Source organism: Loktanella sp. SALINAS62 (assembly GCF_018263905.1).
Taxonomy (GTDB): Bacteria; Pseudomonadota; Alphaproteobacteria; order Rhodobacterales; family Rhodobacteraceae; genus Loktanella.
Genome location: NZ_JAAFZU010000030.1, coordinates 118597 through 142221 on the forward strand (window position 1 = coordinate 118597; position 23625 = coordinate 142221).

Sequence of the window (23625 nt, forward strand, 5' to 3'; positions counted from 1 at the left end):
GCACCCCGGCTTTGATGACATCCAAAGCCGCACTGCGCCAATTTAACCCAGCCCAAGCGGCCCATTGACGATTGCCCCTTCCGGCCCAAGCCACTAGAACCAGACCAACCCGCGGAACGTGTTACGACTCGTGCTCCCCCGCGGACCTGTAGCCAATCGAGGAGAGCCACATGGCAGATGCCGCCATCCAAGGCCATGACCACGAAGACAACCGGGGATTTTTCACCCGGTGGTTCATGTCCACCAACCACAAAGATATCGGGATCTTGTATCTCTTCACGGCAGGTCTTGTCGGCTTCATTTCCGTAGCCTTCACCGTGTTCATGCGGATCGAACTGATGCAACCCGGTGTCCAGCACATGTGTATGGAAGGTGCGCGCCTGTTCGCAGACGCGGCGTCGACCTGTACGCCCAACGGACACCTGTGGAACGTTCTGATCACATACCACGGCATCCTGATGATGTTCTTCGTCGTGATCCCGGCGCTGTTCGGCGGCTTTGGCAACTACTTCATGCCGCTGCAAATCGGTGCCCCGGACATGGCATTCCCCCGGATGAACAACCTGTCCTACTGGCTGTTCGTTGCCGGTAGCGCATTGGGTGTCGCATCCATGCTGGCACCGGGCGGCAACGGCCAGCTTGGGTCCGGCGTCGGCTGGGTCATGTATCCGCCGCTGTCGACCTCCGAAGGCGGGTTCTCGATGGATCTGGCCATCTTTGCCGTGCACGTGTCTGGCGCGTCGTCGATCCTGGGCGCGATCAACATCATCACCACGTTTCTGAACATGCGCGCACCGGGCATGACCCTGCACAAGGTGCCATTGTTCGCATGGTCGATCTTTGTGACGGCATGGCTGATCCTGCTGGCACTGCCTGTTCTTGCGGGTGCGATCACGATGCTTTTGATGGACCGCAACTTCGGCACAACATTCTTCCAGCCCGGCGGTGGCGGTGATCCGGTCCTGTACCAGCACATCCTGTGGTTCTTCGGTCACCCCGAAGTGTACATCATCATCATCCCTGCGTTCGGTATCATCAGCCACATCATCTCGACCTTCTCGCGCAAGCCGATCTTTGGCTACCTCCCGATGGTCTACGCGATGGTCGCTATCGGTGTTCTGGGCTTCGTCGTCTGGGCGCACCATATGTACACGGTGGGCATGTCGCTGACGCAGCAGTCCTATTTCATGATGGCGACGATGGTCATTGCCGTGCCCACAGGGGTCAAGATCTTCTCGTGGATCGCGACCATGTGGGGTGGTTCGGTGGAATTCAAAACGCCGATGCTCTGGGCGCTGGGCTTTTTGTTCCTGTTCACCGTCGGCGGTGTCACCGGCATCGTCCTCAGCCAGGCTGGCGTGGACCGGGTTTATCACGACACCTATTACGTCGTGGCCCACTTCCACTATGTGATGTCGCTGGGCGCTGTGTTCGGTATCTTTGCGGGGATCTATTTCTACTTCCCGAAAATGTCCGGCAAGATGTATCCTGAATGGGCGGGCAAGCTGCACTTCTGGACGATGTTCATCGGTGCGAACATCACCTTCTTCCCGCAGCACTTCCTTGGACGTCAGGGTATGCCACGTCGTTACATCGACTACCCCGAAGCGTTCGCCACGTGGAACTATGTTTCATCCTGGGGTGCGTTCCTGTCCTTCGCCTCGTTCCTGTTCTTCATCGGCGTAATCTTCTATTCGCTGATCTGGGGCCGCAAATGCACCGAAGCGAACCCATGGAACGAATACGCCGACACGCTGGAATGGACACTGCCGTCCCCGCCGCCAGAGCACACGTTCGAAACGTTGCCCAAGCAAAGCGAATGGGACAAGACACCGGCCCACTAGTCCGCCGGACAGACAGATAAGACAAAGGCCCCGGATCGCTCCGGGGCCTTTTGCTTTGGTGGCGCTACAGTTTCAGATCATATGTGGCGAATCCGGTTTCCGCCGCATGCCGATCGTACACGGCGCGGGCACGGGCATTATCCATTGCCGTGATCCAACGCAGCACGGAATGACCGTCGCGCCGGGCACGGTCCGCCAGCATCAGAATCAGCGCATCCGCGATCCCCTGTCCGCGCGCAGGCGCATCGACAAACAGATCATCCATGAACAATCCTGTGGCGGCGGCCAGTGGCCGGGCAAACGGCCTGACATGCGCCAGCCCAACCAGATTGCCGTCATCTGCATGTGCGACAAACCCGTCCACGCTGTGTGCCGGGTCCATCAACCAGCCCCAAACCCGATCGCGCATCACATCCGTCTGGTTCACACCGTAAAAATCGGCATAACCGCGATAAAGCCTGTCCCAATGCGTGCGGTCACTTTGACCCAGCGGGCGGATCTCGAAATCCATTGCCATTCTCCTTTTACCTCACACGCGACCAAACCGCGCATTGGTCACCGGGACAAGTCGCTCTAGAACATCATCATGCCTTACGAATGGTCCTCTCCCCCGCCCCAGACACAGCCCGAGTGGTCGCTGTCGCTCTGGCCTTACCGGTCGCTTCTGCGGCGTGACTTCGTGCTCTTCATGGGGGGCACAGCCGCGATCATCGCGCTGCCGCTGCTTGTGGTCATCGGGTCTGCGGTGCTTTGGGGGCTGCTGCCGTTTTTTGTCATCGCCTTCACCGGGCTTTGGTACGCCTTCAGCGTGACCTACCGGCGCGGTGAAGTGCTCGAAGAACTGACCGTGGACACCACCAGCGCCCATCTGACACGCCACGACCCCAGGGCGCCGCGCCGGGACTGGCACGCCAACCGGCATTGGGTCAGCGTGCACCTGCATCCAAAGGGCGGGCCCGTCGAAAATTACATCACCCTGCGCGGCGGCGACAGAGAGGTCGAGATCGGCGCCTTTCTCGACGCCGCCGAACGGCTCGCACTTTACGATGAACTCAAACGCGCCATGCGTGGCTAGAAACTTCTTCTTGCCAAAAATATCCTGGGGTCCGGGGCAAAGCCCCGAAAAAGGGGGGGCGGGCGGGCCCGCCCGGCACTAGCCCAGTTTTGATTTCACCATGGGTCCGACCCGACCGAAATCCATCTGGCCCATGTATTTCTCTTTCAGCACGGCCATAACGCGCCCCATGTCGCGGATGCTGTCCGCACCTGTTTCGACGATGGCGGCATCAACGGCCGCCTCGGTCTCTGCCGTATTCAGCTGACGCGGCAGAAAATCCCCGATCACCTTGATCTCGGCCTGTTCCTTGGCCGCCAGTTCCAGCCGCCCGCCTTCTTCGTAGGCGCGCGCGCTTTCCTGCCGCTGCTTGACCATGCGGCCCAGAATGGCCAGCACCTCGTCGGTGCCAGCGGTGGCGCCTTCTTCGGCGCCCGTGCCGCGCAACGCGATGTCACGATCCTTGATCGCGGCATTGATCAGACGCAGCGTCGACAGACGGTCCACATCCTTTGATTTCATCGCTTCTTTCAAGGCTACCGAAAGCCGCTGCCGCACATCCATGCATTTGTCCTTCAAGACTACAAACGCGGCTCTTCTACCCCCGCCGCAACATCGGCACAAGCACGGCCCGGCCCCTTGACCCCGGCACAGCCCCCCATTAGGACACGCTGAATTTTGTCCGATCTCCCTGCCAAAGGACGTACGCCATGACCGACACCCCGACAGCTTGCCTTGTCCTTGCGGATGGCACCGTGTTTTACGGGCGCGGTTTCGGCGCGACGGGCCAGACCACCGCGGAATTGTGCTTTAACACCGCGATGACCGGCTATCAGGAAATCATGACTGACCCGTCCTATGCCGGTCAGGTCGTGACCTTTACCTTTCCCCACATCGGCAACACCGGCATCAATGACGAAGATGACGAAACCCGTGATCCGGTCGCAGCTGGCATGATCGTGAAATGGGACCCAACGGAACCGTCAAGCTGGCGCACCACCGATACGCTGGACGCATGGCTTGCGAAACGCGGTCGGATCGGAATGGGCGGTGTCGACACCCGCCGCCTGACCCGCGCCATCCGCCAGCAGGGCGCGCCGCATGTGGCCCTTGCGCATAATCCGGACGGCAAATTCGACATCGAGGCGCTACTGGCCGCTGCCCGTGGCTTTGCCGGGCTCGTCGGGCTGGATCTGGCCAAGGATGTGACCTGCGTCCAATCCTATCGCTGGAATGAAATGCGGTGGGCCTGGCCTGACGGTTATGCCCCACTGACCGCCCCCCGTCACAAGGTCGTCGCCATTGATTACGGTGCAAAACGCAACATCCTGCGCTGTCTGGCCAGTGCGGGCTGCGACGTGACCGTTTTGCCGGCCACCGCCACGGCAGAAGATATCCTGGCCCTGCAACCCGATGGCGTGTTCCTGTCCAACGGGCCGGGCGATCCTGCTGCAACAGGCGCCTATGCCGTCCCCGCGATCAAGGGCGTGCTGGAACACCGCGATATCCCCGTCTTTGGTATCTGCCTTGGCCACCAAATGCTGGCGCTGGCCCTTGGCGCGCAAACGATCAAGATGAACCACGGCCACCACGGTGCCAACCACCCGGTCAAAGACACCGAAACCGGCAAGGTTGAAATCACGTCCATGAACCACGGGTTCACGGTCGACAGCCAGACATTGCCCGACGGTGTTCAGGAAACCCACATCAGCCTGTTCGACGGGTCGAACTGCGGGATCCGACTGGCGGACCGCCCGGTGTTCAGCGTGCAATACCATCCCGAAGCCAGCCCCGGCCCGATGGACAGCTACTATCTGTTCGAACGCTTTGCCGACGCGATGGAAGCCCGCAAGGTCGCCGCCACCTGAAACAGCGCGATTAAGCATTCGTTAAGCTTGATTGACGAAACTGGGCCGCAGCTTGGGCGGACCCATGAGTATAGTTTCACACCGATTCCACGACGATCCGGTCGTCGCAGACGACCTTGATCCGCTGGCGCGCGCGCTTGTCGATGGCGCGCTGTTGCAGCCGGAACAGGCCCGTAGCGCACAACGGTTCGCACAGGCGACCGGTCTGTCGCTTTGGCATGTGCTGCACCGCTGCCACGATGTATCCCAGCAATCGCTTGTCGCCGCCGAACGATCCCTGCTGCGGGTCAGCCAGATCGACCCGACCGTCGACCGCCCCGATGTGCGGCTGGCGCGCGCGTTCGATCCCTGTGCCTGTCTTGCCGCGGGTGTCCTACCGTGGCGTCGCGTGGGCGACGCCGTGATCGTGCTGGCGCCCAACATCCAGACCTTCACCGATGCCAAATCCGCCCTGACAGCGCAGTTTGGGTTGGTGCGCATGGCACTGGCCACGCCGGACCAGATCACCGGCACATTGATCGCCGGATTCGGCCCGGCGCTGGCGCTGCGCGCCGAAAACCGTCTGCCAGCATCCCATAGCAGTCGGGACTGGAATGCCCCCCTGGCACTGCGGGTCGGGCTTTTGGTGCTGGCGGCCTGTCTGGCCTGCCTTGCGCTGATCCCCGGCAAGACGATCACGGTGCTTTGCGTGCTGGCTATTGCACTGCTTGCCATCTCTACAATCGTGAAAATGGCAGCCGCACTGGCGGGGCATGGGGTGCCGCAGCCCGGTGGCCGGGTCGCACCGGTTGATGATGCCAACCTGCCCGTCATCACGCTTTTGATCCCGCTTTACCGCGAACAGGCCATCGCGGACCACCTGATAACCCGTCTTGAATCGCTGGATTACCCGCGCGTCCTGCTCGATGTCTGCATGGTGATCGAAGACAACGACGACACCACCCGCGATGCGCTGGGATGCACACGCCTGCTGACTTGGATGCGGGCCATCACGGTGCCCAAGGGCACGTTGCGCACCAAACCCCGCGCGCTGAATTACGCGCTGACCTTTGCGCGCGGCAGCATTATCGGGGTCTACGACGCCGAAGATGCCCCCGATCCCGATCAGTTGCGGATCGTGGCCAACAGTTTTGCCAATGCAGCACCCGATGTGGCCTGCCTGCAGGGCGTGCTGGATTACTACAACAGCACTGCAAACTGGCTGACACGCTGCTTTACCATCGAATACGCCAGTTGGTTCAGGGTTGTCCTGCCGGGATACGCGCGGCTGGGGCTGGTGGTGCCTTTGGGCGGCACAACCCTGTTTTTCCGGCGTGACATTCTGGAACGACTGGGCGGCTGGGATGCCCACAACGTCACCGAAGACGCGGATCTGGGCCTGCGACTGGCACGGCAGGGATACACGACCGCCTTCATCCCTTCGGTTACCCAAGAGGAAGCGAATGGCCACGCGTGGCCTTGGGTCAAACAGCGATCCCGCTGGCTCAAGGGGTATGCGATCACCTATGCCGTCCACATGCGCAAGCCACGTCAGTTGCTGCGTGATCTGGGGCTGAAACGGTTTTTGGGTGTGCAGGTGCTGTTTCTGGGCACCCTGTCGCATTTCATGCTGGCACCCCTGCTTTGGTCGTTCTGGCTGATTCTCGCCGGTTTACCGCATCCGATGACCGCCGCACTGACGCCCCCGCAATGGACCACGCTTGTGGTCCTGTTTGTTGTCGCGGAACTGGTCAATCTGGCCATCGCCGCCATTGGACTGCACCGCGCAGGCAAGCTGCGGCTTTGGGGTTGGGCGCTGACGTTGCAGTGGTATTTCCCGCTGGGGTCGTTGGCGGTTTACAAAGGGTTGCTGGAACTGGCGTGGAAACCGTTCTGGTGGGACAAGACAGCGCATGGCGTTTTGCAGCCCACGGACCGGCTTACTCCCCCGCCTCTACCCGCGCCGCATCCAGTTTCAGACGGGTGACATAGGCGCGCGACAAATGATCGCGCAGTGCCGCATCTGCCGCTGCGCCATCACCTGCGGCAATCGCTGCAACAATGGTTTCGTGTTCACCCAGCGTATCAGGTCCCCGCCCTTCGGCGGCAATTGAGGTGGTCGCAAGCAAGGCCATCGACCGATACACAAGGTCAAGCTGCTGGACCAGAAACCGGTTATGCGACGCCAGATGGATCTGTTTATGGAATCGGCGGTTGGCGCGGGCGAGCGCTTCTGGCGCGTTGACCAGCTTGGCGTCGGCTGCCAGCATTTCGCGCAATACCTGTACTTCTTCAGGCGTCGCGTGCCGTGCGGCCAGCCGTGCGGCCAAACCTTCAAGTTCAGCGCGCACGGTATAAAGCTCTGCGACCTGATTATGATCCAGCGACGCCACGATCAGCGAGCGCCCGTCGCGGGTCAGCAGGCTTTGGGTTTCCAACCGCTGCAAGGCTTCGCGCACCGGCGTGCGGCTGACACCGAACCGTTCCGCCAACTCGCTTTCGACCAGACGATCGCCGGGACGGTAGATATGGTTGTCGATGGCTTCAAGGATCAGGCCATAGGCATCCTTTTGCGGCGTCACACGGTCTATCATCGGATCTCCTTTGACGACCAACCTATCGGGCTTGCAAGGCTGCGCCAAGATGGCAAGCATGCCGCAGCCGCAGGGGCTTTCCGCAGCCGCACCCGCGCCCTATGTCTGGGGTATGAACAATGTACAGACCGATATCCTGATTTCCGGTGGCGGTGTCGCGGGCCTGACCGCCGCCGCTGCATTCGGGACCGCTGGTTTCGACGTGACCATCGTCGATCCCGCCCCCCCCGTGACCGATGCACAATCGCAAGGCGCCGACCTGCGCACGACCGCGTTCTTGCAACCCGCGCGCGACCTGCTGGATCAGGCCGGGATCTGGGACGGGCTTGCACCGCATGCGACCCCGCTGAATATCATGCGGATCGTGGATGCCAGCGGTGTTGCCCCCGTATCCCGCGATTTTGCCGCCGCCGATATTTCCGACGCGCCTTTTGGCTGGAACCTGCCGAATTGGTTGTTGCGCCGGGAAATGGTCGCGCGGCTGGATGCGCTGCCAAACGTAACCTTTCGCGCAGGCACCGGATTTGCGGGCATGGTCGCACGACTGGACCGGGCGCTGGTCCGGCTGGATGACGGATCGCAGGTTGCGGCATCGCTGGTCGTGGCCGCCGACGGCCGCCATTCGCCCGTGCGCGATGCCGCCGGGATCGGCGTGAAAACAACGCGCTACGGGCAAAAGGCGATCACATTCGCCGTCACCCACGACGCTCCGCATAACGGCATCTCGACAGAGGTGCACGACAGCGGCGGTCCATTCACGCTGGTCCCGCTGCCCGATCATGACGGCAGGCCCTGTTCGTCTGTCGTCTGGATGGCCGACGGGCCAGAGATCATGCGCCTGCATGCGCTGGACGACGCGGCATTCGCGGACGCCGTCAACGCACGGTCGGCAGACGTCAACGGCCATCTGGTGCCTGTCGGGCCGCGCAGCGTCTGGCCGATCATCACCCAGACCGCCGACAGCCTGACCGCGCGCCGCACCGCGCTGATCGCCGAAGCAGCCCATGTGATGCCCCCCATTGGCGCGCAGGGGCTGAATACCTCGCTCAAGGATCTGGCGGCGCTACTGGCCCTTGCGACAGCCCAGCGCGACACGCTTGGCGATGACGCGATGCTGCGTGCCTATGCGCGCAACCGCCAGACCGATCTGGGGATGCGTCTTCGCGGGATCGATGCGCTGAACCGCGCGTCCATCGCGGCCAACCCGCTGTTACAGGATCTGCGCGGGCTGGGGTTGCGCGCGCTGCATGACATCGCACCGCTGCGCAAGGGACTGATGCGGCTGGGTTCCGGGATCGGCGGCTAGGCCAGAACCCGGTCCAGCACCGGCGTCAGGCGATTCAGTGTCGCCTGCACATCGTACAGTTTGTCCAACCCGAACAGACCCAGCCGGAACGTCATGAAATCCGCAGGCTCCCCCACCTGAAGCGGCACACCGGCGGCGATCTGCATGCCTTCGGCGGCAAAGGCAGCACCGGTTTTTACATCCGGATTGTCGGTATAGCTGACCACGACGCCCGGCGCCTGAAACCCCGGTGCGGCAACGGATGCGATACCCAGACCCGCCAGATGCGCACGCACCCGGTCGCCCAGTTCCCATTGCGCAGCCTTGGCCCGGTCCAGCCCGAAATCGCGGGTTTCGATCATCGCCGCATGGAAATCGACAAGCCCATCGGTGGGCATCGTGGCGTGATAGGCATGGCCCCCGTCTTCATAGGTTTTCATGATCGCGCGCCATTTCGCCAGATCATTGGCAAAGCTGTTGGACGTCGTATGGTCCAGCCGGTCCAGCGCGCGTTGCGACATCATCACCAGACCCGCACAGGGCGTCGCGGACCAGCCTTTTTGCGGGGCGGAAATCAGCACATCGACGCCGGTCGCCTGCATGTCGACCCAGATGCAGCCCGATGCGATGCAATCAAGCACGAACAACGCGCCGACCTCATGCGCGGCAGCGGCGGCGGCGGTCAGGTAATCATCGGGCAGGATCATGCCCGCGCTGGTCTCCACATGCGGGGCGAAAACCACGTCGGGCCGCGCGGTGCGGATCGCCTGCGTCAGCTCTGCGATCGGCACGGGGGCATAGGGCGCGCGGCTGTCGTTCCCGGTCCGACTGGCCATCTTCACCGTGGTTTCAGCGGCAAAATCGCCCGCATCAAAAATCTGGCTCCACCGATAGGAAAACCAGCCGTTCCGCACGATCATGCAATGCGCATCACGCCCGAACTGCCGCGCGACCGCTTCCATGCCATAGGTGCCGCCGCCGGGCACGATGGCCACGCCATCGGCGCCGTAAGTATCGCACAGCATGGCGGACAGGTCGCGCATGACGCCCTGAAAATGCCGGCTCATCGAATTCAGCGAACGGTCGGTAAAGACGACCGAAAATTCCATCAGACCACCGGGATCAACCGGTGTATGCGTGCGATTGCCGTCCATGACGCGTCCTCCATTGCGATTGCCGCCAACGTTAGCGCAGCGCGCGGCACTTTCATAGCGGGCCGGGCCGCTGCTCTTCGCTGAGCAAAACATTGGCTTCCAGATCACCGACACCGGGCAGGGTCATGATCCGGCGGCGCAAGACCCGTTCGAAATCCGCCAGATCGCGGGCGACGACGCGCAGCCGGTAATCATACAGGCCCAGCACATGCGTGACGCTTTGCACTTCGGGGATCGCGCTGACGGCACGTTCGAAATCTTCCAGACTGACGCGCCCCTTGGTCGCCAGCTTGATCCCCAAAAACACCGTAACGCCAAACCCCAGCGCCGCCGCATCCAGATCCAGCCGCCGCCCTGTCAACACCCCCGCATCGCGCAAACGCTGAATTCGCCGCCATGTGGCAGGCTGGCTCAACCCCAATTTGCGGCCCAAGGCTGCGGCAGGCAGCGTGGCGTCGCGCACCATCAGGCGCAGCAGCGCGCGGTCCAGATCATCCAGCGTCACAGCGGCAATCCTGTTTCGGACTTGACTGCCGCCACGTCCATCAACGCCTCGATATCAGCGATATGCGGCAACGACAGGATGCGGTCGCGGTAAATGGCCTGATAATGCGCCAGATCCCGCGCCACCAGGCTCAGCCGCACATCGACGCGGCCCAGAAATGTCTGGATCTCCAGCACCTCCGTCACCTCTCGGGCCGCCGCCAAGAACGCATCGAACGCCCCCGGGACAGTTTTATCCAGCGTGATCCGCAATGAAACTGACAGCGGAAACCCCAGCGCGGCCCAGTCGATCACCGCTGTCTGTCCACGGATCACGCGATCGCGGGTCATCCGGTCAATGCGCCGGGTGACCTGCGCACCCGACAGCCCGACAAGCTCTGCCAATTCCGCTGCGGTCAGTGCAGGATCATTCTGCAACCGCCGCAAGATCGTCCGGTCATGACTGTCCAGCATGATTTTTCACACTTCTTTCATTTTGACGCATGATTAGCATCATCTTGCCAAAAATACTCAAAAAATTACCCTCGCAACGCGCGCATATGTCCGTATTGTGCCCGCCATCACAACACCCAAGGGGGATTATTACCATGCGCGTATATTATGACCGCGATTGCGACGTGAACCTGATCAAGGACAAAAAAGTCGCCATTCTGGGCTACGGCTCTCAGGGGCACGCCCACGCGCTGAACCTGCGCGACAGTGGCGCAAAGAACCTTGTCGTCGCCCTGCGCGAAGGCTCGCCTTCTGCCGCCAAGGCCGAAGGCGAAGGCCTGAAAGTCATGGGCATCGCCGAAGCCGCCGCCTGGTGCGACCTGATCATGTTCACCATGCCCGACGAATTGCAGGCCGAGACGTACAAAAAATACGTCCACGACAACCTCAAAGAAGGCGCCGCCATCGCATTCGCACATGGCCTGAACGTGCATTTCGGCCTGATCGAACCCAAGGCGGGCGTCGATGTCATCATGATGGCACCAAAAGGTCCGGGCCATACCGTGCGCGGCGAATACACCAAAGGCGGCGGCGTGCCCTGCCTGGTCGCCGTGCATCAGGACGCGACGGGCAAGGCGATGGAACTGGGCCTGTCCTATTGTTCCGCCATCGGCGGTGGCCGGTCCGGCATCATCGAAACCAACTTCCGTCAGGAATGCGAAACCGACCTGTTCGGTGAACAGGCCGTGCTGTGTGGCGGTCTGGTCGAACTGATCCGCATGGGGTTCGAAACGCTGGTCGAAGCAGGGTATGAACCCGAAATGGCCTATTTCGAGTGTCTGCACGAGGTCAAGCTGATCGTCGATCTGATCTATGAAGGCGGGATCGCCAACATGAACTATTCGATCAGCAACACTGCCGAATATGGCGAATACGTCAGCGGCCCGCGCATCCTGCCCTACGATGAAACCAAAAAGCGCATGAAAGAGGTGCTGACAGACATTCAGACCGGTAAATTCGTGCGTGATTTCATGCAGGAAAACACGGTCGGCCAGCCGTTCTTCAAGGCAACACGCCGGATCAACGACGAACACCAGATCGAACAGGTCGGTGAAAAACTGCGCGCCATGATGCCGTGGATCAGCTCTGGCAAGATGGTCGACAAGGCCAAGAACTAAGCCCGTCAGGCGATGATTAACAACGGGGTGGGCTGGAAACGGCCCACCCTGCATTCATTTACGCGTCTTGTCATGGGGCGGCTCCATCGGATTGGGACCACGTCCATCCTTTGCCAGCCCTGATTTCGGCTTGCTGTCGTCGCGTGCCTCTTTACCGTTCTTGATGGTACTATAGATCGCAAGGCAAAGCACGATCCCCAAGGTGCCGAATGTCAGCAGCGGTAGTAGTAATTCCATGTCTATTCTCCTTTGCACAAAAGCATGAAGTGATACGTTTCAATGCAATGTGCGCCGGTTGCGTTCCCCCGCGCCGCAAGGTTTCATCGGTCATGATGACGCAGGCCCCTGTCATCCCTGCCGATCCGGTATAGGCAAGCGCAGCAATAATCGGACAAGTTTCATGCAGACTGCAACGCCCGCCGCCGGTCTTCCGGCCCCGACACTGACGAACTGGATCAGCATCGCCGTTCTGGGCCTGATCTGGGGCGGAACGTTCATGGTCGTATCGGTCGCGTTGCGCGGTTACGGGCCGCTGACCGTCGCCGGTGCGCGGGTGTCGCTGGGCGCGCTGACGCTGTTTGCATTGCAATATGCCCTGCGCCGCCCTTGGCCGCGATTCGATCGACGGATGATCACTTATCTGTTGCTGATCGGCGTGCTGAACACAGCCCTGCCCTTCACCCTGCTCAGCTGGGGCCAGCAATATGTGCCGTCCGCCTTTGCCGGAATCTCCATGGCGGCATTGCCGCTGTTCGTGCTGCCGCTGGCGCATGTCTTCTCGGATGAACCTTTGTTTCTGCGCCGCCTGATCGGGGTCGTCGTAGGCTTTATCGGCGCGCTGGTGCTGATCGGCCCCGGTGTGCTTCAGATCGGTGACGGGCTGGAACCACTGGGACAACTTGCCTGTCTTGCGGCGGCGATGTCCTATGCGGTGGCCAGCATCATGACACGGCGCGCGCCCCCGATCGATCCGATTGCCTTTGCAGCACTGACGCTGGGGGTCGGCACGATGGTTCTGGTCCCCGCCATGCTGCTGGTCGAAGGCGTCCCCAGCATCGACACCCGCCAGACCACCCTCGCAATTCTGTTTCTGGGCGTCTTTCCAACGGCTTGCGCTGCATTGCTGCGGATCGTTGTGATCCGCAGCGCGGGATCGGTGTTCATGACGCTGGTCAATTATCAGGTGCCGTTGTGGTCGGTGCTCTTCGGTGCATTGATTCTGAACGAGGTGCTGCCCTTGCGCTTTTTCGCGGCGCTTGCCCTTATTCTGTGCGGGCTCGCCATCAGCCAATGGGGCAGCCTAAAGCGGTTGTTTTCGCGTTAAGAGGCGCGTTCGACTTCTGACACGATGTCGCTGACGACGCTGTGCAGCAGCGTCTGATCCTCTGATTCCGCCATGACCCGCACCAGCGGTTCGGTGCCGGATTTGCGGATCAACAAACGACCATTTCCCGCCAGCCGCGTTTGCGCATCCGCGATCACGGCCAACACCTTATCCGTATTCAACGGATCGGTGCCGGTGGCATATTTTACGTTCTGCAAAAGCTGCGGCACGGTGTCGAAACTGCGTGTCAACGCGCTGGCAGGCTGGCCCGTGTCGATCATCGCGGCCAGAAACTGCAACCCCGCCAGCAACCCGTCGCCGGTGGTGGCGTAATCGGTCATCACGATATGGCCTGATTGTTCGCCGCCCAGATTATGACCGCCCCGCCGCATCGCTTCGACGACATAGCGGTCACCGACGGCGCTGCGTTCCAGCCTCAGCCCCTTATCTTCCAGATAGCGTTCCAGCCCCAGATTGCTCATGACCGTGGCGACCAGCGTGTTGTTGGCCAGTCGTTCCTCTGCCGCCCAGCGGGTGGCGAACAGCGCCATGATCTGATCGCCGTCCGCGACAGCGCCGTTTTCGTCCAAGATCATTACCCGGTCGGCGTCGCCGTCCAGACAGATGCCGACATCGGCACCAACGCTGACAATGGTTTCCGCCGCGCGCTGCGGGCTGGTCGATCCGCAACCGTCGTTGATATTGTATCCGTTAGGCGCGGTCCCGACCTCGATCACGGTGGCGCCCAGTTCCCACAGTACCTCTGGCGCGACGCGGTGTGCCGCACCGTTCGCGCAGTCAATTACGACTTTCATGCCGTTCAGACGCCGTCCGCATGGAAAGGTCGATTTCAATCGTTCCGCATAGCGGAACCGCCCATCGTCGATGCGCTTGGCACGGCCAATGTTGACCGCCTGCGCCGGTTCCACATCACCAAAGACCAGCGCCGTGATTTCGGCCTCTGCATCGTCCGACAGCTTGAACCCGTCGGGACCAAAGAATTTGATCCCGTTATCGTGGTGCGGGTTGTGGCTGGCGCTGATCATGATCCCCAGATCGGCCCGCATGGATGTGGTCAGCAATCCGACCGCAGGTGTCGGCACCGGCCCCAGCAGCAGCACGTTCATGCCCGTGCTGGTCAGCCCGGCCGTCAGCGCGCTTTCGAACATATAGCCGGACAGGCGGGTATCCTTGCCGATGACGACGCGGTGACCGTTCGACCCGTCATTGCGGAAATAGCGCCCTGCCGCCGCCCCGATCTTTAGCGCCATGTCGGCGGTCATCGGCCAGATGTTGGCTTTGCCGCGCACCCCGTCGGTGCCGAATAGGGTCTTAGTGGTCATGGCTCACTCCGTTCAGGGCACACGCCATGTCCAGCGCGCGTCGTGTCTGTGTCACATCATGCACGCGGACGATCTGCGCGCCAAGGTTCACACCATGCAGTGCTACGGCAAGCGAACCGGCAAGGCGACGGTCCGCATCATCGACGCGCGTGATCGTGCCGATGAACCGCTTGCGCGATGCCCCCAGCAGGATCGGCAGGCCCAGATCGTGAAACGTCTCCAGATCGCGCAGCAGCGTCAGATTATGGTCCTGCGTCTTGCCAAAACCTATTCCGGGATCGGTGATGATCAGGTGCCGCGCGATGCCGGCGTCGGTCGCACGCGTGATACTGTCGGCCAGATGGGCGAACACCTCTGCGGTGACGTCGTCATAGGCGGGGCCATTCTGCATCGTGGCCGGATCGCCCTTGGAATGCATCAGGCAGACCGGACAACCGGCGGCCGCCACCACATGCGCCATGTCGGGATCATAGCGCAGCGCGGTCACGTCGTTGACCATATCCGCGCCCGCCTCCAGCGCCGCCGCCGCCACGCTGGCCTTGCGCGTGTCGATGGAAATGGGGGTGGTCAGGCCCGCCGCGCGGATCGCGCGGATCACAGGCACCGTGCGCGCAATTTCTTCTGCCGCCGGGACATCGGTGGCACCGGGCCGCGTGCTTTCGCCGCCGATGTCCAGAATATCGGCATCCACCGCCATCGCCTGTGCCCGCGCCAGCGCCCCAGCGACACCATCCAGCGTCCCGCCGTCCGAAAAGCTGTCGGGCGTCACGTTCAGGATGCCCATGATGCGCGGACGGTCCAACGACAGCCCGCACAGAGCGTTGCGCGGTGACGACAGCCGGTGCAGTGTCGCTGCCCCCAGCGCGGTCAGCGGGCGGACACGGCCAGTGGCATCCTGCACCTGCCGGAAACGGACCAGCGCACTGCCGCCCAAGGGCGCATCACCGGCCCGTTTCATGCCCGGCGATAACGCCAGCGGTCGCAGCAGCGCCGTCGTCACAGTGCAATCGTCCGCACGGGCATTGTGGTATCGGGCGCCTCCGCCCCCACCACAACCAGTTCAACAGCATCCATCACCTGCGCGAACCAGACGGCCAAGGCGGTCGCGTCACCGGGGTCGGCGGCAGGGCGGTCATGCGTATCCAGCACGATCTTGGACGGCGCCCAGACGCAGATCTGCCCGTTCTTCATTGCCCAGTCCAGTTCGGTGCGTGTTCCCACGACCTGACACCGCGGATCGCGCGCGGCCAGCGTCCAGGCGTTCTGTTCAATCGCCAGCAGGTCGATCCGGCGCTGTGCCAAGGGATGGACGGCCACAGGCGCAGTCTGGTCAGGCGCGCCCACACAGACGATGACGGGTGTGCCGTCCGCGCCCGCATCGTCGATGTGCCTGGCGACGTTCATGCCCGCGATTGCCGCATTGGACAGGAATACAATCCGCGGATGCGGCACATCGGCATGATCCTGTGCGGCGGTATGTTCGCCATCGCGCCGGCGCATGATTTCAACACCCAGCGCATAGGGTCCGCGATCCAGCTTTTCGATCCGCACAAAAACCCGTTGCGCCTGCGGTTCGATCAGGATGCGTTCCGCGACCCGGGCGGCCAGCGTTTCCAGCAGGTTGATCCGGTCGACGCCCAGCTCGGCCTGAATGCCTTCGGTCACGCGGTCATAGGACAGGATGCGATCCACATCATCGTCGATCGGACCGGTCAGCGGCAGCACCTCGACCACGACGTTGAAGCGGATACGCTGCAAATGGCCGCGTTCCTGCTGAAACGCGCCGATTTCGACCTCGACCACGTAATCGCGCACAGAAATGCGGTCATAAGGAATGTCCGAACTTGCCGCTGCCCGTTCGGATGGATGGGCAAAAGCCAGTCTGATATCGTCGCTCATGGTCACGCCCCACAGTTGTCACTGCGGCATAGCCGCCATGGGCCGTGATGCCAATACTGTAGCTTAGCGCGATGCCTGACGGGTCGGCTGACGATAAAAGTGATGCGCACCAAAGCTGGCGACACGGGGAAAGCGCTGCGCCCAAGACGGATTGACCGCACGGGTGTGGTAGTGCGTCGCGCCCTGTGTCAGACGCCGCGGCAGGCCGTCGATCAGCAGCTTTGCAACCTTGCCGACACGGCTGAACGCGGTACGATTGCCGATCGCATCCGAATGGCCATCACAGGTCCACGTGAACTGACAGGCATACTTGCGCCCGGTCCCCTGATGGACGACGCCACAGATGCTGTTGGGATAGGATCCCGAATCGACCCGGTTCATGATGACTTCGCCCACGGCGAACACGCCCATGATGTCTTCGCCGCGCGCTTCGTGGTATAATGCTTCTGACAGGCACTGCCATTCCGACCCGCCCGATGGCGCGGTCATGGTGGAAATGAACGCTTCTGACACGGCGGTATCACCGTCAGGTAGCGGCGACGCATCACGGCGGGCGCTTTCGGGCAATGCCGTCAGCGCAGACAATCGTGTATCCGGAACCATGGCCAGCGCTTCGCGTTCTTCGCCCAACAGCGCCCCCAGACGCGCGGCCAGAACTTCATCGGCAGCGGCAGAGGTGGTACAGGTTATCGCAACAATGGCAGCCGTCACAGCGGTCCGGAACAAATGCGTCATGGTCTTCCTCGGCAGGATACGCGGTCGGCTCCGCGCTAGCGGGGATCAACTAGCCGAGCTTGACGCATCCGTAAACCCAGACGCCCCGACCAGCGCCTGATCGGCAGATTCACGCCCCTTTTATTTTTTACCTTTTAGAAACAAGCGCTTAAAATCAGTCCAAATGAAGGGTGGGACGCGTCACCGTGTCTTCCAGCGTCAGCTGTGCGGCAGACAGTCGCGCCGCAGGCACCCGAAATGGCGAACAGGACACATAATCGAATCCCTGCGCACGGCAAAATCCGATGGCTGCACGGGTACCACCGTGTTCACCGCAGATCGAAACCACGACGTCGGGCTTGGCCGCGCGGCCACGCGTAGCACCGATTGACAACAGTTCCCCGACGCCGTCCAGATCAAGGGTATGGAATGGATCTTCGGGGTAAACACCCTGCTGCACATAGGCCGACATGAACCGCCCCGCGTCATCGCGCGACAGGCCATAGGTCATCTGCGTCAGGTCGTTTGTGCCGAATGAAAGGAAATCGGTAAACTGCGCGATGTCACCGGCGCGCAACGCAGCGCGCGGGGTTTCGACCATGACACCCAGCTTGAAATCGAAATCCACACCCGATTCGCCGCGCACTTCAGCAGCGATCAGGTCAATGCGGGACTTGATTAACTCGACCTCTCGCTTGGCACTGATCAGCGGGATCATGATTTCCGGTTGCACCGTCAGGCCGCGCTGGGATGCACGCGCCGTCGCCTCGAATATGGCGCGCGCCTGCATTTCATAGATTTCGGGGACCACGATTCCCTGCCGCACGCCGCGCATCCCCAGCATCGGGTTATATTCGCTTAGCGCCTGCACCCGTTCGACCACCACGGACAGTGGTAAGGCCAGCTGTTCAGCCAGATCACGCTGCCCCGATTTGTCATAGGGCAGAAATTCGTGCAGCGGCATGTCGAACAGGCGGATGCATACGGGCCGCCCTTCCATGATGCCGAACAGCGCCTCGAAATCGTCGCGTTGCATCGGCAGCAACCGGTCCAGCACCGCGCGTCTGTCATCGGGCGTTTCGGCAAAGATCATTTCGCGCATGACGCCGATCCGGTCGCCTTCGAAAAACATATGTTCCGTCCGGCACAGCCCGATGCCTTCGGCGGCAAAGTTGCGGGCGGTCTGCGCGTCCTTGGGCGTGTCGGCATTGGCACGCACGCCAATATCGCGCACCGCATCGGCCCATGACAGCAGGGTCTGGAACGTATCGTCAAGCGCGGCTTCCAGCATGTCGGGTGCCCCGGCCAGCACGGTGCCGGTCGTGCCGTCCACCGTGATGATATCGCCCACGTTGAACCGCCGCCCGCCCGGCGCCTGCACCCAACCCGCCTTGCGGTCGATCAACAGATCGGACGCGCCGACGACACAGGGCACACCCAGCCCGCGTCCGATCACTGCGGCATGGCTGGTCACACCGCCCCGCATGGTCAGCACGGCCTGCGCTGCATGCATGCCGCGAATATCCTCTGGCGTGGTTTCACGGCGCACCAGCACACAGGCTTCGCCCCGCGCGGCGCTGGCCTGTGCCTCGTTAGCGCTCAGCACGATGCGACCGCTGGCAGCGCCCGGACTGGCGGCGATTCCGCGTGCGATCACGTCGCGGACAGCCGTGGGATCGACCTGACGATGCAGCAGTTCGGACAGGGCCGATGGCGGCACGCGCATGATCGCTTCTTCGCGCGGAATGATGCCGTCGGACGCAAGTGCGACCGCAATGCGCACCAGCGCGCGGCTTGATCGGGGAACGCGCACCGCATCCAGAATATGCAATTCGTTGTTTTCGATTGTAAATTCGATCTGCATCTCTTCGCGCAGACGGTGCCGGGCGATGTCACCCAGCGCCACCAACTGCGCAAAGATATCGGGTGCGATGTCCTGTAATGCAGGTCCGCGCGGGTCGGTGGTCAGATACAGCGCACCGTCATGTCGCAGCGCATCACGTCCCTGACTTTGGCTGCGATAGCGCCCCCGTACCAGCGGCAGACCGGTGTCTTCGTCGACAAAATGGATCAGCCCGGTGCCGCTTTCGCCCTTGCCGACGCTCAGCGCCAGTTCCTGCACGACCAATCCCAGCCCCGCATCAATCGGCGCGCCCTTGGCTTCGCGCAGCAGCCGTGCCGTCGTGCCGTCCCATGCCCGCGCCATCGACCGCAGGACTTCTTTCAACTGGGTGCGCACATCCTGCGGAAACGGCTCATCGGCTTCCACCTCATAGGAATCGAGTGCGGCGCGCAGCGCGTCGGCGTTGTTCAAATGTGGAAAATCGAACGCTTCCGGGTCCAGACGGGCCACGTGGACGGCATAACTTTGCACAAATCGAAGATAGAGGTGGTTTGCCTCTGCCTCTCCGATACGGTCGGCAAGGCCCGGCAGGCAAGCGTCATTCATCCCGATATTCAGGATCGCCCCCGGTCCGCCCCAGTCAGGGTCCTGACTGGACGGTCGTACCGACAGCAAAGGTGTGTCACCGAACGGCGCAAGCATGGCACCGATGTCCGGCAGCTGCCCCTTTGCCACGCGCAGCACCGCATCAAACGACAGTGCCACCGTTGTCGGCACCGGCATATCCAGCCGGATCAGGCGTTGCAGGCATTTGGCCCGCCCCCCGTGAACATCCGCAGACATCCGCGCGGTCGGCGTGATCAATGTCACATCGTCGATGGGGGCGTATTGCTGCACTGCGGCATCCTTTCGTCACTGCAGCATATGGGGTGCCTGCCCAACCTGTAAAGGCGCGCGTGGCAGTTAGCCGTCAACGACAGGCAAGATCACCCCGCAATCCGGGTCAAATCCGCCACGGACAAACAGGTTTCGCGGATACGCGACAACAGGTTCAGGCGGTTACGCCGCACCACGGTCGATTCCGCGTTCACCTGCACATCGGTAAAAAACGCATCAATCGGCGCGCGCAAATCCGCCATTGCGGACATGGCCGCGCCAAAATCCTCTGCCGTCATCGCCGGTCCGATCTTTGCATCCGCAGCATCAAGCGCGTCGAACAACGCCATTTCCGCGCCTGCTTCTGCAAACTTGCGGTCGGCACCATAGGAATATTCGACGCCGTCCTTGTCTTCGGCCTGCGTCAGAATGTTGTTCGCCCGCTTGAACCCCTGAATCAGGTTTTCCCCGTCGTCCGTGTCCAGCGTCGCCTGCAACGCCCGCGCCCGTTTGACCAAAAGCGTCAGATCATCATTCCCCGGCATCGCAATGCAGGCGTCGATGACGTCGTGCCGAATGCCTTGATCCTTGAGGTAGACCTTCAGGCGGTCGTGGAAGAAGGAAAGCAGGTTTTCCGACCAATCAGAATCCCCCAATGTCGCCGCCAGCGGCAACCGCAGCTCATTCTCCAGCACCAGCCGGATTACGCCCAATGCGGCGCGGCGCAGCGCGAACGGATCTTTGGACCCCGTTGGCTTCTCATCAATCGCCCAAAAGCCGGTCAGCGTGTCCAGCTTGTCGGCCAGCGCCACGGTCACGGATACGGGGGCGGTCGGCACGTCGTCGGACGGGCCCAGCGGTTGATAATGTTCCTGTGCGGCGGCGGCGACGGCTTCGGATTTGCCCGCCTCGGCGGCGTAATACCGACCCATCAACCCCTGCAATTCGGGGAATTCGTAAACCATTTCCGACGACAGATCGGCCTTGGCAAGCTTGGCCGCCTCTTCTGCCGCGTCCGCATCAGCGCCGACCACCGGGGCCAGTTCGCGGGCGAGTGCGGCGATCCGTTCGATCCGGTCACGCTGGCTGCCCAGCTTGTTGTGGAACGTGACATCCGACAGGCTGTCCAGCCACGGCTGCATGCCCGCCTTTGCGACCCGCAAATCATTGTCCCAAAAGAATTTTGCATCCGCCAACCGCGCCGACAGCACCTTTTGGTTGCCGGCCAAAATCGTGGCGCCGTCGTCCGCCGTTTCGATATTGGCGACCGTCACGAACCGTTCGATGCGTCCCGTTTTCGGGTTGCGTACGGAAAAGAACTTTTGATGTTCCTTCATAGAGGTTTGCAGCACCTCTGGCGGCAGATCCAGAAACTGGTCGTCGATCCGGCCCAGCAGCACAACGGGCCATTCGACCAGCCCCGCCACCTCTGCCAGCAGACTGCGGTCCTCGACCAGTTCCAGCCCATTCGCAAACGCCTGACTGGACGCGTCATTCCAAACCGTATCGGCACGTTCATCCGCCCGCATTATGACGCGCGCACGCTTTAGCTTCGCCTCGTAATCATCGAAAGACACGACAGAAAATGCATCCGGCGCCATGAACCTGTGGCCCCGCGTAGTGTTGCCAGCGGTGATGCCATCGACGTCAAACGGCACGGTCCGCGCGCCTTCTTCATCGGTCAGGATGCACAGGATCGATTGCAAGGGGCGCACCCAGCGCAGATTACCCGCCCCCCAGCGCATCGATTTGGGCCAGGGAAAGTTGCGGATCGTGGTGTCCAGAACCTCTGCCACGATGTCGTCTGCAGCGCGTCCGGGCTTTTCGATCACCGCGAAATAGACCTGCCCCTTTTTGTCGTCGCGCACTTCTAGCTGGTCCAGCGTCAACCCGGTGGACCGCAGAAATCCGTCGACGGCGGGCTGCGGTGCGCCGACCTTTGGGCCTTTGCGTTCTTCGCGCACGGCACGGCTTTCGGTGGTCAGGTCTTCGACAGACAGCGTCAGGCGGCGCGGCGTGGCAAAAGCGGCGGCCGACGCATAGGTCAGCCCCGCATCCACAAGCCCGTCGGTGACCCGTTTTTTCAGGTCCGCCGCAGCCTGCGTCTGCATCCGCGCCGGAATTTCTTCGGAGAACAGCTCTATCAATAGGTCAGACATCAGCGGGTGCTTTCTGGCGGCGGTGGGCAGTTTTCGGGGGCGGGGTTGCCGTCAAACACGACCTCGCCGCAGGCGTTGATCTGGTGCCAGGCAAAGGCACGGCCATCGTCATAGACCGCAACAATGCGGTCGATGCCGTAAACGACATCTTTCTGGCCCATGAACCCCAAGGCTGTGCCAGATTCAAGATCGGCCCCGATCTGGCGGGCGTCGAAACAATCGAACCAGTCCGGCGCGACGCGCGGTTCCGCGTCATCCACGATCTGGTAGGTTTCGGTCATCATCGCCAGCGAGGTCGGCATGTCAAAGCACGCCCGATACCGCAGCGGGCTGGATTCGCTATCGATGCCTTTGAAGTTTTCGAACATCAGCGGTTCCGCTTCACCCGAAACAAGCGAGACAAATTGCACATTTCCAGCATCCGGCGGCACCTCTTCGTAATAGGCATAGACCTGAAGGTAATACAGGGCGATGCCTGCGATCAGCGCGATGAACACCATAACTCCTATCAGTATGCGGGCGATCATGTGGCAGCACCACCAGCGGCGGTCTGGACAAAGGCATCAGCGCAGGCTTTTGCCAGCGTCCGCACGCGCCCGATATAGGCCTGACGTTCGGTCACCGATATCACGCCCCGCGCGTCCAGCAGGTTGAACAGATGGCTGGCCTTGATCGCCTGATCATAGGCGGGATGGGCCATGACGATATGCTTGCCGGTCTTTGGGTCAACCGCGGGTTCGGCCAGAATACGGCCGCATTCAGCTTCGGCGTCCTTGAAATGCTGCAACAGCGTATCGGTATGGGCCACGTCGAAATTCCAGCGCGCATATTCCTGTTCGGTCTGCAGGAACACATCGCCATAGGTCAGCGCAATCGCGGCATCGGGATCGTTGAATGGCATGTCCATCACGTGATCGACGCCCAGCACATACATCGCCAGCCGTTCCAGACCGTATGTCAGCTCCCCCGATACAGGGCGGCAATCGTGGCCGCCGACCTGCTGGAAATAGGTGAACTGGCTGACTTCCATGCCATCGCACCACACTTCCCAGCCCAGACCCCATGCGCCAAGCGTCGGGCTTTCCCAGTCGTCTTCGACGAACCGGATATCGTGCAACGACGCATCGACCCCAATCGCCGCAAGCGACCCCAGATACAGGTCCTGCAGGTTGGGCGGGCTGGGTTTGATCAACACCTGATACTGGTAATAATGCTGTAGCCGGTTGGGGTTTTCGCCGTAACGCCCATCTGTCGGACGGCGCGACGGCTGCACATAGGCCGCAGCCCAGGCGTTCGGCCCCAGCGCGCGCAGCGTCGTTGCCGGGTGAAAGGTCCCGGCGCCCACTTCCATGTCGTAGGGTTGCATGATCGCGCAGCCCTGCCCCGCCCAATACGTCTGAAGCCGCAAGATGATGTCCTGAAAACTGCGCGGTGTATCGGCCATGGTGCCCTCTTGACTAGCTGCGTCGGTGAATAGGCGGCTGGGGCCAAAGGGTCAATCAGGTCACAGCCGACCAGAGCGATGGCAGACACGTCGAATTGTGCTGCATCTATCGTTGCGTCTGCTAGAAGCCC

22 protein-coding genes are annotated in these 23625 nt (G+C 61.8%); 7 read left to right on the forward strand and 15 right to left on the reverse strand.

Annotated elements, in window-relative coordinates; translation table 11 throughout:
• The first annotated feature begins 170 nt into the window (after window positions 1-170).
• Entirely contained in the window at window positions 171-1844 is a 1674-nt protein-coding gene (ctaD, locus tag GZH79_RS11670; protein WP_211643959.1) for a cytochrome c oxidase subunit I, read from the forward strand.
• Between the two features lie 64 nt (window positions 1845-1908).
• On the opposite strand, the gene GZH79_RS11675 is transcribed toward ctaD, so the two are convergent.
• On the reverse strand, window positions 1909-2355 hold the full coding sequence (locus tag GZH79_RS11675) for a GNAT family N-acetyltransferase (RefSeq protein ID WP_211643960.1): 447 nt from the start codon (window positions 2353-2355) through the stop codon (window positions 1909-1911).
• 75 nt (window positions 2356-2430) lie between these two features.
• Between GZH79_RS11675 and GZH79_RS11680 the strand changes: the two genes are divergently transcribed.
• A complete protein-coding gene (locus GZH79_RS11680; protein WP_211643961.1) occupies window positions 2431-2919 on the forward strand; it encodes a DUF2244 domain-containing protein in 489 nt (162 codons plus the stop codon).
• A 78-nt stretch (window positions 2920-2997) separates the two neighbouring features.
• On the opposite strand, the gene GZH79_RS11685 is transcribed toward GZH79_RS11680, so the two are convergent.
• The gene (locus tag GZH79_RS11685) at window positions 2998-3462 is read right to left on the reverse strand and encodes a GatB/YqeY domain-containing protein (RefSeq protein WP_211643962.1); all 465 of its coding nucleotides are present in this window, start codon (window positions 3460-3462) and stop codon (window positions 2998-3000) included.
• 146 nt (window positions 3463-3608) lie between these two features.
• On the opposite strand from GZH79_RS11685, the gene carA reads away from it, so the two are divergent.
• Together carA and GZH79_RS11695 are read left to right on the forward strand one after the other, a co-directional pair.
• Window positions 3609-4766 carry a glutamine-hydrolyzing carbamoyl-phosphate synthase small subunit gene (carA, locus tag GZH79_RS11690; RefSeq protein ID WP_211643963.1) on the forward strand — a complete coding sequence of 386 codons (1158 nt, stop codon included), beginning with the start codon at window positions 3609-3611 and terminating at the stop codon, window positions 4764-4766.
• A 64-nt stretch (window positions 4767-4830) separates the two neighbouring features.
• Window positions 4831-6732 carry a glycosyltransferase family 2 protein gene (locus GZH79_RS11695; protein WP_211643964.1) on the forward strand — a complete coding sequence of 634 codons (1902 nt, stop codon included), beginning with the start codon at window positions 4831-4833 and terminating at the stop codon, window positions 6730-6732.
• On the opposite strand, the gene GZH79_RS11700 is transcribed toward GZH79_RS11695, so the two are convergent.
• Window positions 6686-7339 carry a GntR family transcriptional regulator gene (locus GZH79_RS11700; protein WP_211643965.1) on the reverse strand — a complete coding sequence of 218 codons (654 nt, stop codon included), beginning with the start codon at window positions 7337-7339 and terminating at the stop codon, window positions 6686-6688. The genes GZH79_RS11695 and GZH79_RS11700 overlap by 47 nt on opposite strands.
• A 112-nt stretch (window positions 7340-7451) precedes the next feature.
• Between GZH79_RS11700 and GZH79_RS11705 the strand changes: the two genes are divergently transcribed.
• Window positions 7452-8645: an FAD-dependent monooxygenase gene (locus tag GZH79_RS11705; RefSeq protein WP_211644022.1), complete on the forward strand. Its 1194-nt coding sequence runs from the start codon at window positions 7452-7454 to the stop codon at window positions 8643-8645.
• Here the strand turns inward: GZH79_RS11705 and GZH79_RS11710 are convergent.
• From GZH79_RS11710 to GZH79_RS11720, 3 genes are read right to left on the reverse strand one after another with little or no spacing between them, the layout of a single operon-like run.
• Window positions 8642-9778, reverse strand: a complete 1137-nt coding sequence (locus GZH79_RS11710; protein ID WP_211643966.1) for an aminotransferase class V-fold PLP-dependent enzyme — start codon at window positions 9776-9778, stop codon at window positions 8642-8644. The two genes, GZH79_RS11705 and GZH79_RS11710, sit on opposite strands and share 4 nt — an antisense overlap.
• A 52-nt stretch (window positions 9779-9830) precedes the next feature.
• Window positions 9831-10283, reverse strand: a complete 453-nt coding sequence (locus tag GZH79_RS11715; protein ID WP_349291193.1) for an Lrp/AsnC family transcriptional regulator — start codon at window positions 10281-10283, stop codon at window positions 9831-9833.
• On the reverse strand, window positions 10280-10735 hold the full coding sequence (locus tag GZH79_RS11720) for an Lrp/AsnC family transcriptional regulator (RefSeq protein WP_211643967.1): 456 nt from the start codon (window positions 10733-10735) through the stop codon (window positions 10280-10282). Before GZH79_RS11720 ends, GZH79_RS11715 begins: the two co-directional genes overlap by 4 nt.
• Before the next feature lie 134 nt (window positions 10736-10869).
• Between GZH79_RS11720 and ilvC the strand changes: the two genes are divergently transcribed.
• Window positions 10870-11892 carry a ketol-acid reductoisomerase gene (ilvC, locus tag GZH79_RS11725; protein WP_211643968.1) on the forward strand — a complete coding sequence of 341 codons (1023 nt, stop codon included), beginning with the start codon at window positions 10870-10872 and terminating at the stop codon, window positions 11890-11892.
• Between the two features lie 54 nt (window positions 11893-11946).
• Here the strand turns inward: ilvC and GZH79_RS11730 are convergent, their stop codons facing one another.
• Window positions 11947-12129, reverse strand: a complete 183-nt coding sequence (locus tag GZH79_RS11730) for a hypothetical protein (protein WP_211643969.1) — start codon at window positions 12127-12129, stop codon at window positions 11947-11949.
• A gap of 163 nt (window positions 12130-12292) precedes the next feature.
• Between GZH79_RS11730 and GZH79_RS11735 the strand changes: the two genes are divergently transcribed.
• Window positions 12293-13216, forward strand: a complete 924-nt coding sequence (locus GZH79_RS11735) for a DMT family transporter (protein WP_211643970.1) — start codon at window positions 12293-12295, stop codon at window positions 13214-13216.
• On the opposite strand, the gene glmM is transcribed toward GZH79_RS11735, so the two are convergent.
• The 8 genes from glmM to GZH79_RS11775 all read right to left on the reverse strand — a co-directional run bounded on the left by glmM (window position 13213) and on the right by GZH79_RS11775 (window position 23494).
• Window positions 13213-14559: a phosphoglucosamine mutase gene (glmM, locus tag GZH79_RS11740; protein WP_211643971.1), complete on the reverse strand. Its 1347-nt coding sequence runs from the start codon at window positions 14557-14559 to the stop codon at window positions 13213-13215. The genes GZH79_RS11735 and glmM overlap by 4 nt on opposite strands.
• Entirely contained in the window at window positions 14549-15559 is a 1011-nt protein-coding gene (folP, locus tag GZH79_RS11745; protein ID WP_349291194.1) for a dihydropteroate synthase, read from the reverse strand. Before folP ends, glmM begins: the two co-directional genes overlap by 11 nt.
• Window positions 15556-16458: a dihydroneopterin aldolase gene (locus tag GZH79_RS11750; RefSeq protein WP_211643972.1), complete on the reverse strand. Its 903-nt coding sequence runs from the start codon at window positions 16456-16458 to the stop codon at window positions 15556-15558. The genes folP and GZH79_RS11750 overlap by 4 nt, the downstream gene beginning before the upstream one ends.
• A gap of 63 nt (window positions 16459-16521) precedes the next feature.
• Window positions 16522-17193: a cell wall hydrolase gene (locus GZH79_RS11755; RefSeq protein WP_211643973.1), complete on the reverse strand. Its 672-nt coding sequence runs from the start codon at window positions 17191-17193 to the stop codon at window positions 16522-16524.
• 154 nt (window positions 17194-17347) lie between these two features.
• The gene (locus GZH79_RS11760; RefSeq protein ID WP_211644025.1) at window positions 17348-19858 is read right to left on the reverse strand and encodes a putative PEP-binding protein; all 2511 of its coding nucleotides are present in this window, start codon (window positions 19856-19858) and stop codon (window positions 17348-17350) included.
• 143 nt (window positions 19859-20001) lie between these two features.
• Entirely contained in the window at window positions 20002-22050 is a 2049-nt protein-coding gene (glyS, locus tag GZH79_RS11765; RefSeq protein WP_211643974.1) for a glycine--tRNA ligase subunit beta, read from the reverse strand.
• Window positions 22050-22577 carry a DUF6446 family protein gene (locus GZH79_RS11770; RefSeq protein ID WP_211643975.1) on the reverse strand — a complete coding sequence of 176 codons (528 nt, stop codon included), beginning with the start codon at window positions 22575-22577 and terminating at the stop codon, window positions 22050-22052. Before GZH79_RS11770 ends, glyS begins: the two co-directional genes overlap by 1 nt.
• A complete protein-coding gene (locus tag GZH79_RS11775) occupies window positions 22574-23494 on the reverse strand; it encodes a glycine--tRNA ligase subunit alpha (protein WP_211643976.1) in 921 nt (306 codons plus the stop codon). The genes GZH79_RS11770 and GZH79_RS11775 overlap by 4 nt, the downstream gene beginning before the upstream one ends.
• Between the last annotated feature and the right edge of the window lie 131 nt (window positions 23495-23625).